The sequence below is a fragment of the Larsenimonas rhizosphaerae genome (genome assembly GCF_023700005.1).
GTDB lineage: Bacteria > Pseudomonadota > Gammaproteobacteria > Pseudomonadales > Halomonadaceae > Larsenimonas > Larsenimonas rhizosphaerae.
The window spans coordinates 179,767-193,949 of record NZ_JAMLJK010000001.1 but is presented as its reverse complement, the minus strand read 5'-3'; the positions used below and the strand labels follow the sequence as shown (position 1 = coordinate 193,949).

Annotated in this window: 12 protein-coding genes; 4 read left to right on the top strand and 8 right to left on the bottom strand. The window is 60.6% G+C overall.

Translation table 11 applies throughout. The features are described from left to right. The 3 genes from NAT21_RS00885 to NAT21_RS00875 form a co-directional block, all read right to left on the bottom strand. Positions 1–2,193 carry an OsmC domain/YcaO domain-containing protein gene (locus NAT21_RS00885; protein WP_250934954.1) on the bottom strand — a complete coding sequence of 731 codons (2,193 nt, stop codon included), beginning with the start codon at positions 2,191–2,193 and terminating at the stop codon, positions 1–3. Between the two features lie 146 nt (positions 2,194–2,339). Then, positions 2,340–2,912, bottom strand: a complete 573-nt coding sequence (locus NAT21_RS00880; RefSeq protein WP_250934952.1) for a hypothetical protein — start codon at positions 2,910–2,912, stop codon at positions 2,340–2,342. 30 nt (positions 2,913–2,942) lie between these two features. Continuing rightward, entirely contained in the window at positions 2,943–3,092 is a 150-nt protein-coding gene (locus tag NAT21_RS00875; RefSeq protein ID WP_350355172.1) for a DUF2835 family protein, read from the bottom strand. A gap of 241 nt (positions 3,093–3,333) precedes the next feature. Between NAT21_RS00875 and NAT21_RS00870 the strand changes: the two genes are divergently transcribed. Further along, positions 3,334–4,614, top strand: a complete 1,281-nt coding sequence (locus NAT21_RS00870) for an MFS transporter (RefSeq protein ID WP_250934948.1) — start codon at positions 3,334–3,336, stop codon at positions 4,612–4,614. An 87-nt stretch (positions 4,615–4,701) separates the two neighbouring features. On the opposite strand, the gene hemB is transcribed toward NAT21_RS00870, so the two are convergent. Continuing rightward, a complete protein-coding gene (gene hemB / locus NAT21_RS00865; protein ID WP_250934946.1) occupies positions 4,702–5,676 on the bottom strand; it encodes a porphobilinogen synthase in 975 nt (324 codons plus the stop codon). Positions 5,677–6,025: 349 nt separating this feature from the next. Here hemB and NAT21_RS00860 point away from each other — a divergent pair, with 349 nt between their 5' ends. Further along, positions 6,026–7,369: a hypothetical protein gene (locus tag NAT21_RS00860; protein ID WP_250934944.1), complete on the top strand. Its 1,344-nt coding sequence runs from the start codon at positions 6,026–6,028 to the stop codon at positions 7,367–7,369. 92 nt (positions 7,370–7,461) lie between these two features. Here NAT21_RS00860 and NAT21_RS00855 read toward each other — a convergent pair whose 3' ends face one another. From NAT21_RS00855 to NAT21_RS00845, 3 genes are all read right to left on the bottom strand, one after another. Continuing rightward, a complete protein-coding gene (locus NAT21_RS00855; RefSeq protein ID WP_250934928.1) occupies positions 7,462–8,970 on the bottom strand; it encodes a tripartite tricarboxylate transporter permease in 1,509 nt (502 codons plus the stop codon). A 3-nt stretch (positions 8,971–8,973) separates the two neighbouring features. Continuing rightward, positions 8,974–9,432, bottom strand: coding sequence for a tripartite tricarboxylate transporter TctB family protein (locus tag NAT21_RS00850; RefSeq protein WP_250934927.1), 459 nt, complete (start codon positions 9,430–9,432; stop codon positions 8,974–8,976). 80 nt (positions 9,433–9,512) lie between these two features. Further along, positions 9,513–10,523, bottom strand: coding sequence for a Bug family tripartite tricarboxylate transporter substrate binding protein (locus NAT21_RS00845; protein ID WP_250934925.1), 1,011 nt, complete (start codon positions 10,521–10,523; stop codon positions 9,513–9,515). A gap of 270 nt (positions 10,524–10,793) precedes the next feature. Here NAT21_RS00845 and NAT21_RS00840 point away from each other — a divergent pair, with 270 nt between their 5' ends. Both NAT21_RS00840 and NAT21_RS00835 read left to right on the top strand, forming a co-directional pair. After that, complete coding sequence (locus NAT21_RS00840; RefSeq protein ID WP_250934923.1) at positions 10,794–11,486, top strand: response regulator; 693 nt, start codon at positions 10,794–10,796, stop codon at positions 11,484–11,486. Then, positions 11,483–12,904, top strand: a complete 1,422-nt coding sequence (locus NAT21_RS00835) for a sensor histidine kinase (protein WP_250934920.1) — start codon at positions 11,483–11,485, stop codon at positions 12,902–12,904. Before NAT21_RS00840 ends, NAT21_RS00835 begins: the two co-directional genes overlap by 4 nt. 72 nt (positions 12,905–12,976) lie before the next feature. Here the strand turns inward: NAT21_RS00835 and lldD are convergent, their stop codons facing one another. Further along, positions 12,977–14,140, bottom strand: coding sequence for an FMN-dependent L-lactate dehydrogenase LldD (lldD, locus tag NAT21_RS00830; RefSeq protein ID WP_250934918.1), 1,164 nt, complete (start codon positions 14,138–14,140; stop codon positions 12,977–12,979). Between the last annotated feature and the right edge of the window lie 43 nt (positions 14,141–14,183).

Genomic DNA, 14,183 nt, shown 5'->3' with positions numbered 1-14,183 from the left:
TCAGGCCCTCGCCGCCCGCCAGGCATGCAGCTTCTTGTAGCTGGTAATCAGCCGCTGGTGCCGGTCGATGCCTTCAAGATTCATGCTGGTCTCGGTAAGGCCATGGAAGCGCACGTCGCCGTTGATGGAGCCGACGGCGGCGTTGATCTTCTCTTCGCCGAACATGCGCTCGAGGTTTCGGTGGTAGTCCTCGAACTCGAGTTCATCATCCAGCAGGATCTCGAGCACGGCGGTGAGCGCCTGATAGAACAGCCCGCGGTCGCGGGTGTTGTCGTTGAACTGCAGGAACATCTGCGTGCGGTCGAGCGCATCCTCGTACTGGCCGAGATCGAGGCTGATGAGGAGCTTCAGCTCGGCAATCGTCAGTTCGGACCAGACGCTGTTGTCGTCGAACTCGATGCCGATCAGCGTGACGATCTTCATCTGCTCGTCGAGTTCGCTTTCCTCCAGCCGCTGGAGCAGGTCCGCGAGCTGGTCTTCCTCGAGTGTGTGCAGGTTCAGAATGTCTTCGCGGTAGGTCAGCGCCATGTTGGTGTTGTCCCACACCAGATCGTCCACCGGGTACACCTCGGAATAGCCCGGCACCAGAATGCGGCATACCGGCGCGCCGAGGTCCTCATGATGCGTGACGTACGCTTCATGGCCGTCTTCCGCAAGGATTCCGAACAGCCGCTCGGCCTCGTCACGGGTCGCACCGGAGAAATCCCAGTCGCAGAACGCGACATCGGCGCGGGCGCTGAAGAAGCGCCAGGAGACCACACCGGAGGAGTCGATGAAGTGCTCGACGAAGTTGTTCGGCTCCGCCACTGCCTGGGAGTTGAAGGTCGGCGCGGGCAGGTCATCCATGCCTTCAAAGCTGCGGCCCTGCAGAAGCTCCGTCAGGCTGCGCTCGATCGCGACCTGTAGGCTCGGGTGCGCGCCGAAGGAGGCAAACACACCGCCGGTGCGCGGGTTCATCAGCGTCACGCAGGCGACCGGATAGCGCCCGCCGAGGGAGGCATCCTTCACCAGTACCGGGAAGCCCTGAGCTTCCAGTGCGTCAATGCCTGCCTTGATCCCGGGATAGCGCGCGATGACGTCTTCCGGCACGTCCGGCAGGGCGATTTCCTGCTCGATGATCTGGCGTTTCACCGCCCGCTCGAAGATTTCTGACAGGCACTGTACCTGGGCTTCGGCCAGGGTATTGCCCGCGCTCATGCCGTTGCTCAGGTACAGGTTCTCGATCAGATTCGACGGAAACCAGACCGTCTCCCCGTCGGAATGACGCGTGAACGGCAGCGCGACGATGCCGCGGTCCCGGCGGCCTGAGTTGGTGTCGATCAGGTGCGAGGCTCTGAGTTCACCGTCCGGGTTAAAGATCTCGAGGCAGTGCGCATCCAGCACCTCGGCGGGCAGCGCATCGTCCGGCCCTGGCTGAAACCAGCGCTCGTTCGGGTAGTGGACGAAATCACTACCCGCGATCTCGGGGCCGAAGAACTGGTCGTTATAGAAGAAGTTGCAGGAGAGCCGCTCGATGAATTCCCCCAGCGCCGAGCACAGCGCCGCTTCCCTGGTGGAGCCCTTGCCATTGGTGAAGCACATGGGGGACGCCGCATCGCGGATGTGCAGCGACCACACGTTCGGCACGATGTTGCGCCAGGAAGCGATCTCGATCTTCATGCCGAGACGCTCGAGGATGCCGGTCATGTTGGCGATGGTCTGCTCCAGCGGCAGATCCTTGCCCTCGATCCAGGTGCTGGCGCTCTCTCCTTCACTATCAACAGAACCGCCCATCAGCAGCGCCTGGGCGTCTTCGTCGATGTTCTCGACCACCTCGATCTGGAACTCGGGGTTATTTTGAATCACCCGCTTGACCGAGCAACGCTCGATGGAGCGCAGAATGCCGGTGCGGTCCTTCTCGGAGAGATCATCCGGCAACTCGACCTGAATGCGGAAGATCTGGTTGTAGCGGTTTTCCGGATCAACGATGTTGTTCTGGGAAAGCCGGATATTCTCGGTCGGGATATCCCGGGCGTTGCAGTACACGCGCACGAAATACGCCGCACACAGGGCGGACGAGGCCAGAAAGTAATCGAACGGGCCGGGGGCGGAGCCATCGCCCTTGTAACGAATCGGCTGGTCGGTGATGACGGTGAAGTCGTCGAACTTCGCCTCCTGTCGGAGGTTGTCGAGGTAGTTGACCTTGATTTCCATGATGCAGAACCGGGTTGGTGACGGGTGTCGCTCGGAGCGAATTGCCCGCCATTATCCGGATTTGAGGGGGGGATGTCTTGGTGAGTTAACCGCTGACATTTTAGAGAAATTTTATCTATCAGCGTACTCACGTTTAATCTTTGCGATTAACCCCTTGGAACCAAGCGGAACGTTTTTACCATCAGAAAAAAGTCCGCCCAAGGTTTCATCACTAGATCGCTTAAACTTTTTTTAATTATCTCAGATATAATTTTATTATGGTTTTGAGGGCCGAGTATATCTATCATTATGGAAACAAATATCTTCCTCAACTTATCGTAATGATATATTTTCTCAGAAATTTCAATGCTTTTATCATCTATAACTTCAATGGATGCCACTAGGCAATCCAAAGCGGAATGCCTATACCCATGATAAGCCTTTAACTTATATGCTCCATAGCTTTCCGTATAATGATTCGGAAAATAGAGCCTCCCACATTCAACTAAACAAGATAGTGATGATTTTATTTGTACAATTTTATCATGCCCAAGTTCATTTTCATGTGAATAATATATCAAGTCAGACATTTCGGATATAGAGTCTTTAGACCAGTCTCTTAATTCCTTCATCCACTCATCCACAGAATACTCTGACCGTCGCCCCAATCTATAACTTACATACGATCCAACAACTGTTGCACCAAAACCTAACCCTGCTATTAAAACAGAAAAATCCATATAAAACCCTTCAAATAATTAAAAATATTATTAATAACTTAAGTTTGATAAGCTTTTGAATTTACCCTTTTGATCAAACACCAATCGATACACCCCCTGTACCCCGTTCGGTCCGACGATTCGATGCAGCGCCCGCGCGGGAAAGCGCACGCGGCGGCCATCGAGGCTGCGAGCGTCGATCCAGTCGGCATGGCGAAGCCCCAGACGTAATCATCCAAATTCCATCGGCGTGCGCACACTTGATTTTAGAATAATCGAATAAACAAACCATTCGGCCAGAGCTCGAAAGGACGTAATGCATGAGCAATAGGCGTCCGCCGGGTGACGGAAAGGGCACGGCCCCTGGGCTTTTTGCTATAGTGCGCCGCAGGCTGCGCTTGCGGCCGTCGCCCTGATTCCCTGTCCTGTTCTGGAGCTTGATGTGACATCCACCTCTGCCCCTTCCGGCACGCCATCGCGCTCACCCACGGTCAACCCGCGGCTTTTGCTGGCGAGCCAGCTGATCTTCAACGCTGGTTTCTATATGGTGCTGCCTTTTCTGGCGGTGCATCTGCGCGATAACCTGGCCATGGCCGGGGCGATGGTAGGTATGGTGCTGGGCATTCGTACCTTCTCCCAGCAGGGGCTGTTCGTGTTCGGTGGGGCGCTCTCTGATGCACTCGGGCCACGGCGCATTATCCTGCTGGGCTGTTTGATTCGTACCGCAGGCTTTTTGATGCTGGGCTTTTCCGACGCCCTGCCCATGATTTTGCTGGGTGCGTGCCTGACCGGCGCTGGCAGTGCGCTGTTTTCGCCGGCTGTGTCGGCGCTTCTGGCGCTGGCCGGCAGTGAAAGCGAGGCCCGTGGTGGGCAGTCGCGCTCGGCCCTGTTTGCGCGGCTGGCGATCTGGGGCGAATGCGGGGCGGTCATGGGGCCGGTGCTCGGGGCACTGCTTCTGGATGTCAGTTTCCAACTGGTGTCGCTGGCGGGGGCGGGCGTCTTCGTGCTGATGTTCTTCGTGCTGGGCCGAGCGCTTCCGGCAGGGGCGACCACTACCCAGACCGATGAACCGCAGGCCTCGTGGTGGCACGTGTTTCATAACCCGCAGTTTCTGGCGTTCATCGTGATCTACAGCACGGCGCTTCTGAGCTACAACCAGCTCTATCTGGCGATGCCGGTGGAGCTTGAGCGCGTGGGGGCAGACGAAGGGGCGCTGGCGATCATGTTCATGCTGGTATCGGTACTGGTCATCGCCCTTCAACTGCCGATCAACCGGCTGGCGCGTCATGTCGGGCCAGGCATCAGCCTGCCGCTGGGGTTTCTGATCTACGCCGCGGGCTTTGCCGCGGTGGCCTGGGCCGCGCCGCACGCCCCGGCAGAGGGCTGGCTCAAGCTGTGGCCCGCGGCGGTAATGGTGAGTGCCATCGCCATTGCCCAGATGATCGTGCGGCCGGTCGCGATGGATCTGATTCCGGGCTTTGCCGGTAACAAGCCGCTGGGGGTGTACTACGGAGCGCTGGCTTCTGCCGGTGGTGTCGCGGTACTGCTTGGCAACGCCGTGGCGGGTGATCTGCTCGATGGGGCGCTGACGCCCGCCCCCGGCGCCGGGCTGCCCTGGTGGGTGCTGGCCGGCTTTCCGCTGGTCAGCGCCGTGGCACTGGTGGTGCTCTTTCGCCTGCCGGCGCTGGCTCACCTTCGCACTCGGCCTGCTCCCAAGGGCTGATGACTTGTTACGTCACCTGAATCGGGCATAAAAAACGCCGCGCAGATGCGCGGCGTTTTTGTGCGGGCTGGCTTTACGCGTGAACGTTTACAGCCCTTCTTCCAGAAGCTGCGGCGCGAAGTAGGTCATGATGAGGTCAGCCCCGGCGCGACGCATGGAGCCCAGCGTTTCGCGCACAACGGCGTATTCGTCGATCACGCCCTGCTGGGCCGCGAACTTGATCATCGCGTACTCGCCACTGACCTGATAGGCCACCAGCGGCAGCAGGCTGTTACGGCGAATGTCGGCCATGATGTCGAGATAGGCCAGCGCCGGTTTGACCATCAGAAAGTCTGCGCCTTCGGCTTCATCAGCCATGGATTCCCTGAGCGCCTCGCGACGGTTCATCGGGTCCATCTGGTAGGTCTTGCGATCGCCTTTAAGCTCGGTGCCGGCGGCTTCACGGAACGGGCCGTAGAGCGCAGAGGCCAGCTTGGTGGAGTAGGCCATGATGGGAATGTCGTTGAAGCCCGCTTCATCCAGGGCGCTTCGAATCGCGGCAACCTGACCGTCCTGCGCCGAGGACGGCGCGATGATATCGGCCCCGGCCTTCGCGGCCTGTACCGCCTGAATACCGAGGTTTTTGATGGTGCGGTCGTTGTCGACGGTGTTGCCTTTCAGGATGCCGCAGTGGCCATGGCTGGTGTACTCGCAGAAGCAGATATCGGGAATCACCACCAGCTCCGGCGCGGCTTCCTTGATGGTGCGTACCATGCGCGCCACCATGCCATCTTCCTTGAGCGCGTCGCTGCCGGTCTCGTCCTTGTTGTGGGAAATACCGAACGGCATGATGCTTTTAAGCCCCAGCGCGCTCAGGCGGCGGGCTTCCTCGCCGAGTTTGCTCTCGGGCACGCGGTACTGCCCCGGCATGCCTTCGATGGGCGTGTAGTCATCGGTCTCTTCCTCGACGAAGATCGGGTAGACCAGATGCTCTGCACGCAGTGAGGTTTCCCGCACGATGGTGCGAAGGGCGTCGCTCTTGCGCAAACGACGAAGACGGGCCTGCGGAAACTGGGCCGGCATGAGACCTCCTGGCGGTCATGAAAAATGAATCGGGCCTGAGTATAGCGCTGCTCGAGAGTGAGGTCAGGGAAACGGCGGTATAGCGTGACGCTATAGGGTGCGTCGAACGGTCTCACCAGCGCGTCGGGGAGCACGTTAAACAGGCCTGTATTCACTCAGGTTATGTCGCTGCGCGCAGTAGCTGCCTACAATATGTCCATCCCCGCATCAGCCCGCCTGGTCCAGGCACTGCTCATCTCGAAATACTGCCCTCGTACGGTGTTTTCCGTTGATCCACTGCCCCGATGCCACCAGCGGGCCATGCCTGGCCGTTACTCTGACAATAATCACTACACAGACCCAACATCCAATGACTTCTGATTCCTCATCTTCCCACGCCGAACCGACCGGCTGGACCCTGGGCCTTCTACCTGCCCCGGAACTGCCTGCGCGCATCGTCGAAAAGGTGCGAGACCGCCTGGCAAGGCGACTGTCGAGCCAGGTCGCAAGCGACAAGGGCTGGCACATCGAGATCATCACCAACCCGATGGTCGGCACCGATGAAGACGCCGACGACATCATGAATGAAGCCGAGCACTTCAAGCAGGAACACGACTGGACCTACGTGGTGTGCATTACTGACCTGCCGCTGTTTCAGGACGGCAAGCCGCTGGCCGCCAGTGCCAGCCACTCGCGTGGCATCGGGATTCTGTCGCAGCCGGCGCTGGGTGCCTCGCCGATGGAAAAGCGCGTGGAGGAAGCGATCACTCAGCTGGTCAGCGAGCTGCATTTCGGCAGCACGAAAGAAGGCCGCGATGCGTTTTGCAATTACCATGGCAAGACACGGCGCTGGCAGCGAGGCGCTGCTCAACGGCTGGTCAAGCGCCGCCTGTCGGAGTGGGTTGCGCCGTTTGCCCGGCGGGATATGTCCGAAAAAGACACCCACCTGGATGTACGGTTTATCGCCCGCTTCCGCCTCACCGGCTACATCAAGCTGATCGGCGGCATGGTGCGTGCCAACCGCCCCTGGACGATCTTCCCTGCCTTTCGCCGCGTCGGTGCGGCGGCCTTTGCGACCGGCGCCTACGGGATGATCTTTCCCTCGATGTGGCGCCTGGCCGACAGCTACGAGCCCTGGCGCTTTCTCACGCTGATGCTGCTGTCGATGATCGCCATGGTGCTCTGGATCATCATCGACCATGGGCTGTGGGAGCCGATACGGCCCCGCGATGCGTTTTCCAATGCCAAGCTCTACAACATCGCGACCTTCAGTACGCTCGCCATTGGGGTGCTTTTCTATTATCTGTTTTTGATGCTGCTGTTTTTCATCACGGCGTACCTGTTTGTCCCATCGGTGGTCATGGGGAAAACCCTCGGCCACGAGATTGGGTTGCTCGAGTTCGGGGCGCTCGGGTGGCTTGCCACCTCGCTGGCCACCGTCGGCGGTGCGCTGGGGTCGGGGCTTGAGAGCGATGAAACGGTGCGCAGCGCCACCTACGGCTATCGCCAGCAGCTCCGCCAGAAGCGGCTTCAGGAGCAGCGCGACGATGATAACGACGACAGCAACGACGATAACCAGAGCAATAACGGCGACTACGAAGACCCGGATGACCCGGATGACCCGGAAAAGGAAGATGACAGGCAGAACGGCTCTAAACGGAACGATTCCAGGCAGAACGAGCACGCCGACGACTCCGAGCGCCGGTCAGAGTAGTTCCGGCTGAACAAGGCAAGCAGCAGATCGGCCCCGCACCAGCAAACGAACCCGCACAGGGCGGGTTCGTTTGCCGAGCATGACATGCAGGCTCAAGGCGCGAGCGGCACCCTCGCGCGACGCTGGCGCCAGCCCCGGTATATCGGCAGCACGACCATCAGCGCCACCAGCGCCCAGCCGCCCCAGGTAATAGGGCTGGACCACAGGATGGACAGGTCACCGTTGGAGATCGACAGCGCACGGCGCAGGTTCTGCTCCATGATGCCCCCGAGAATGAACCCGAGCAGAATGGCTGACAGCGGGAAGTCGAACTTGCGCAGGATGTAGCCCACCACTCCGATAACGATCATCAAAAACAGATCAAAGGTAGTGGCGTGAACCCCGTAAACCCCGATCGCAGTCACGATGGCGATGCCCGGCACCAGCGCCCAGTAGGGTACGGCCAGAATCTTTGTAAAGACCCGGATCAGCGGAATATTCATCACGACCAGCATGATGTTGGCAATGAACAGCGATGCGATCAGCCCCCACACGATATCGGGCTGGTTCTGGAACAGCATCGGGCCCGGCGTGATGTTATAAAGCGTCAGCGCCCCAAGCATGACCGCCGTGGTGCCGGACCCCGGTACCCCGAGGGTCAGCATCGGCACCATCGAGCCACAGGCGGCAGCACTGTTGGCCGTTTCCGGCGCAGCCAGACCGCGCAGATCGCCATCGCCGAAGCGGTTGTCCCGAGTGGCAATGCGTTTTTCACTCATGTAGGCCACGGCACTGGCCATGGTCGCCCCGGCCCCGGGCAGAATACCCATGAAAAAGCCCACCACACCACTGCGAAGCGTGGCCCATTTGATAAACATGAACTCCTTCATGTTGAACATCATACGGCCGCTGGTCTTGAGTGCGGTTTGCCCGTAATAGGTGCGCTCCAGCAGCACCAGAATCTCACTGATACTGAACAGCCCAAGCACCAGCACCACGAACTGGATACCATCGGACAGGCCCAGACCTCCGAACGTGAAGCGATAGACACCGCTGTTGGAATCGATGCCGATGCACGACAGCAGCAGGCCGATCAGCGCAGCCACGCCAGTCTTGACCGGCTTGTTCCCGGCCATGCCCGCCAGGCAGGCAATGGCAAATACCATCATCACGAAGTATTCCGCCGGGCCGAAGGCTACCGCCCAGGTAGCCAGCAGCGGGGCGAAAATGGTTACGCCAATGGTCGCAATCAGACCGCCAAAAAAGGAGCCGGCCGCCGAAATCGACAGCGCGATGCCGCCCTTGCCCTGACGCGCCAGCGGGTGGCCGTCCAGCGCGGTCATGACCGCAGAGGCTTCGCCTGGAATGTTCAAAAGAATCGATGAAATACGACCACCGTACTCACAGCCCAGATAGACCGCCGCCAGCAGGATCAGCGAGGTTTCCGGCGGCAGGCCCAGCGCAAAGGCGATCGGAATCAACAGCGCCACGCCGTTGATTGGCCCAAGCCCGGGCAACAGCCCCACCACGGTACCGATCAGCGTACCGCTGAGCGCCGTGATCAGGTTCAAGGGGGTCGTCGCTACACCGAACCCCTGGCCCAAATAGCCTAATGTATCCATGATTCAGCTCCCCAGTCCGGACAGCACGCCCAGCGGCAGCGGGACATCCAGCACACGATCAAACAGAACATAAAAGGCCAGTGACATCACGAGACCGGTAATCACGCTGGTGATCCAGCCGCCGTTGTAAAGACGACACATGGCAATGGCAAACAAAAACGACGAGACAATGAAGCCGAGACGCTCGAAGAAAAAGGCGAACAGGGACAGCGCCAGCACGCACAACACCAGCTTTACCAGCACCTGCGGGGTCAGCGGGGTCTCATCGTTTTCCTCGGCCAGGTGGCCGGGGCGAAAGAGCAGATAGACCGTGCCCGCCGCCAGCAGCACCAGCAGCAACAGCGGAAAGGCACGCGGGCCGACCGGTTCGTAGGAAAAGGCGGCCTGGTAGCCCATCGTGGCTACAGCGAGCACCGCATACACGACCAGCAGGGCCACCAGAAATAAACGTTGATACAACATGGGTGGAGGCTCCAGTCAACGAGAGACGAGAAGTGAACAAGGCCCTCATTGCGAGGGCCCCAGGGGCAGGTCAGCGGGCCTTAGCGAACCAGGCCATACTCGTCGGCCAGTTCCCGGTAATGCGCCACACGCTTTTTCACGTAGGCGTTGAGTTCGTCACCGGTCATGTCGAAGGGATAGAGCTCGCGACTTTCACGCAATTTGGCGAAGTCTTCGGACGCAAGCAGCTTGTCGAAGGCGTTCTTCCACCAGTTGTAGGCCTCGTCGCTGACTTCCGGTCCGACGTAGAACCCACGGATAACCGGCCATTCAACGTCATAGCCCTGTTCGATCGCGGTCGGAATATCGGCGGTGACCTTGCCCGGCAGACGCTCGTCGGAGAACACTGCGAGAATGCGCATGTCGCCGCTTTCAACGTGCGGCACGGAGTCGGAAATATCGGTACTCGCCACCTGAATGTGGCCGCCCAGCAGTGCTGTTGCCAGCTCGCCACCGCCTTCCATCGCCACGTAACGCATGTCCTTCGGCTCAATGCCGGCGGCCTTGGCAAGCATCGCCGTCTGCATCCAGTCCTGACCACCAACCGACCCACCGGCGCCGATCACGACCTTGCCGGGATCCTTCTTCAGCGCCTTAACCAGATCCTCGAGGGTCTTGTAGGGTGAATCGGCACGCACCGCGACAGCGCCATAGCTGGTGCCTACACCGGCCAGCCAGCGCACGGCATTTTCGTCATAGCGGCCGAACTTGCCCTGCGCCAGGTTCAGAAGCGAACCGCTTGACCAGGCCACGATGGCGTTGGGGTCATCCGGGCGCTGTGCCACGACCGTGTTGTAGGCGACCGCGCCGACACCGCCGGGCATGTAGGTAACACGCATCGGGGTAGAGAGAATCTTTTCCTGCACCAGCGCGCTCTGTGCGAGCTTGCAGGTCAGATCGAACCCGCCGCCGGGGGCGGCAGGCGCGATGCACTCGGAACGTTTCGGGCCATCGAAGGCCTGTGCCGGCAGGGTCATGCCCAGCGCGAGGGTACCCATCAATGCCGCCGCGGCTATACGACGCTTGCCTACTACTCGGGTTTTAATGCTCATGTCATCATCTCCGGTCATGTCTGCTCGAAAGAGACACCGATTCTTGTTGTCTGGCACAGGATCGAAAGGCGGGCACGCGTGATGCAAAAGAACGTTCGCTACGTCAGCCCCTCCGAGACAGCTACCGATGCACATGATCAGTCCCTCTCTTCAGAGGCCACTCCCAAACCTGCTGGAAATCGTTAGACTGTCGCCCGCAAACGGCCCCTGGCCCTGCCTGACAGACACGGTATCCACGAAGACTTTCACCAACCTTTCACGGACAGCGCCATGCGTACCCTATTAGTCGAAGATCATCCGTCTCTGGCCGAAAGTATCAGACAGGCGCTGGTCAGCGCCGGCTGGAGTGTTGATCTGATGCACGATGGTCTTTCGGCGCGCACGGCCCTTGAAACGGAGAGCTATGCCCTGCTGCTGCTGGACATCGGCCTGCCTGAAATGGATGGGTTCAGTCTGTTGAGCTGGCTCAGAAAGCACGATACGCGCCTGCCGGTGATGATCATTACCGCCCGTGGCAGCATCACCGAACGCGTGCGCGGGCTGAACCTCGGGGCAGATGATTACCTGATCAAGCCGTTTTCGCTGTCGGAAATGGAGGCGCGCATCAATGCGCTGATCCGGCGTACCCGGCACGATGGCCATGAAGTTCATCGCCTGGGGTCACTCGCCTTCGAGGTCGGCGCACGAAGCTTTACCCTCAGGGACCGCCCTCTGACCCTGCCACCGCGCGAACTCGCCCTGCTCGAGGCCCTGATGGCCCGGCTGGGACGCACGGTCAGCAAGGAACAGCTCGCCGCTCAGATGTTTTCAATGGACGAGGATGGCTCCTTCGAAGCCATTGAAGTCTACGTGCATCGGCTGCGACGCAAGCTCGAGGGCAGCGATGTACGCATCGTGACCTTCCGGGGTCTGGGCTATCAGCTTGAGCGGGCACCCGACACATCGCCTGTTGCATCGTCATGAAGGCAAGCCTGTCACAGGGCAGCCTTCGCGGCCGCCTGACCCGACGCATCGGCGCCGCGCTGTTGCTGCTGACCGGCATCGCCGTGGCCGGTGCGGTCTACGATGCCTCCCGCATCGCCAGCCAGGCCTATGACAGGCCGCTTCTGATCGCCGCCCGAATGCTCGGGGAATCGGTCCATGTCGAGGACGGCCGCCTAGGCGTTCATATTTCACGCGCCATCCTTGACCCGTTCTCGCTCGACAGCGGCGGCAGCGCCTTTTATCAGGTCATCGATGCCGAAGGCCGCACCGTCGCCGGGTTTGACGACCTGCCCGCCCCACCGGACGGCATGCCAATGACGCGACGCTACCCGTCACTGGCGCGCTTCTACGATGGGTCCTATGGCCATCGGGAGGTGCGCCTCGTGTCACTGCTGGTGCCGGTCAGTCAGCCGGATTACCAGGCCATGATCGAGGTGCGGGTCGCCGAACACCGCGACATTCATGCTCAGCTGCTGCACGAGCTGCTCGGCAATACCCTGCTGCGCCTGTTGCTGTTCGCCGTGGCGGCCTTCGGGCTGTTCGTGTTCGCCATCGACGCCGCCCTCAAACCCCTCAAGCGCATTGCCGACATGGTCGCCAGCCGCTCGCCGCATCACCTTGAACCGCTCCCGACCGACAACGTGCAGCGTGAAGTGCTTGGCCTGATCGTTGCGATCAATCACCTCAATCAGCGACTGGACGAGACCCTGAAGACCCAGCGCGCCTTCATTGCCGACGCCGCTCACGAGCTTCGAACGCCCCTGTTTGCGTTACGTGCCCGGCTGGAACTGGGCATGCGGGATACCTCGCAGGCCGGGCTTCAGGCCACGTTGACCGATGTTCATCAGGACCTTGAAGGACTGACGCTGCTGGCCAATCGATTGCTGTCACTGGCGCGGGTGGAGAACGATATTCAGCGATGTACCGACACCACGCTGGATCTGACCGAAGCCACCCGCGAGTTCTGCATGAGCATGGTATCGCTGGCCTGGCAGCGCGAGCTGACCCTGGCCTTCGAGGCACCGGAAACGGTTCAGGTGCGGGGGGATATGTCACTGATCAACGAGCTGCTGGCCATCCTGATCGGCAATGCCCAGGCCTATACGCCGGCGGGCGGCAATATTGTCGTGCGGGTCCTGCCCGGCGCCGTGATCGAGGTCGAGGACGATGGGCCGGGCATTCAGGAGGATGAGCGCGAGAAGGTGTTCGAACGGTTCTATCGCGGGCGCCATACCAGTGACCAGCGCGATGATGCCCGCGCCATCAGCGGCACCGGGCTGGGGCTCGCGATCGCCCGCCAGATCTGCATCGCCCTGGACGCCACGATCTCACTGCACCCTGCCCCCGGCGGCGGTACCCTGGCCCGGGTCACGTTCCGTAATGATGTCGAACGATAGCTGCCCTCGCCGTGCAGAAGGAACGAGACACAGTCCGTCCGGCCAGCCGGTCGCAGCGGGCCGAGGAAGATATCAGCGCAGGCTGTCTTCCCGCTCCTTCAAGGCACTGACCAGCGCCGCCTGATCGATCTCGGCAATCGAACGCTTGCTGGTCAGCGTCATCGCCACCCGCATCTCCTTTTCAAACAGGTCCAGCAGGTTGGCCACCCCTGCCTCGCCCGCCGCGGCCAGCGCGAAGACCCATGCCCGTCCCAGCATCACGGCATCGGCGCCAAGGGCGATCATGCGCACCACGTCCAGCCCGTTACGCACGCCGGAGTCGGCCAGAATCCTGAGTTCCCCGCTGACCGCCTCGGCAATTGGCGGCAGGGCCCGAGCACTCGAGAGCACGCCGTCAAGCTGACGCCCGCCATGGTTCGACACCACGATCCCATCGGCACCAAAGCGCACCGCGTCGCGGGCATCCTCAGGATCAAGAATGCCCTTGATCACCATGCTGCCCTTCCAGAACTCACGAATCCATTCCAGATCCTTCCATGAGATCGCCGGGTCGAAATTGTTGCCCAGCCAGCCAATGTAGTCTTCAAGCCCGGTCACCTGCCCGCGATATTCAGAGATGTTGCCCAGATCGTGCGGTCTGCCATGGATACCGACATCCCAGCTCCACTGCGGATGCATTGCCGCCTGAAGCATGCGCCGCTGTGCGGCAAACGGTCCGCTCATGCCGGAGTGGGCGTCACGATAGCGGGCACCGGGGGTAGGCATATCCACCGTAAAGATGAGTGTACGCACCCCGGCCGCCCACGCCTTTTCCAGCACATGCTGCATGAACCCCCGATCCTTCAGCACATAGAGCTGAAACCAGATGGGCTGAGCAGACGCTGCGGCCACCTCATCGACCGGGCAGACCGACACGGTGGAAAGCGTGAAGGGAATCCCCTTTGACGCCGCCGCCCGCGCCGCCTGCACTTCTCCGCGTCGGGCATACATCCCTGCAAGGCCCACCGGCCCCAGTGCCACCGGCATGGAAAGCTGCCGGCCGAAGAGTTCGGTGGAAAGCGAAAGCTCGGACATGTCAGTGAGCACCCGCTGGCGCAGGGCAATGTCAGCCAGGTCGCTGACGTTACGCTCAAGCGTATGCTCGGCGTAGGAGCCGCCGTCTGCGTAGTGAAACAGAAAGGGGGGCAAACGACGTCTGGCGGCACGGCGGTAGTCGGTCGAAGCGGAAATAATCATGGCGTTGTCATCCAGAATCTCGCACTAACGAAGTAGTGGCAGG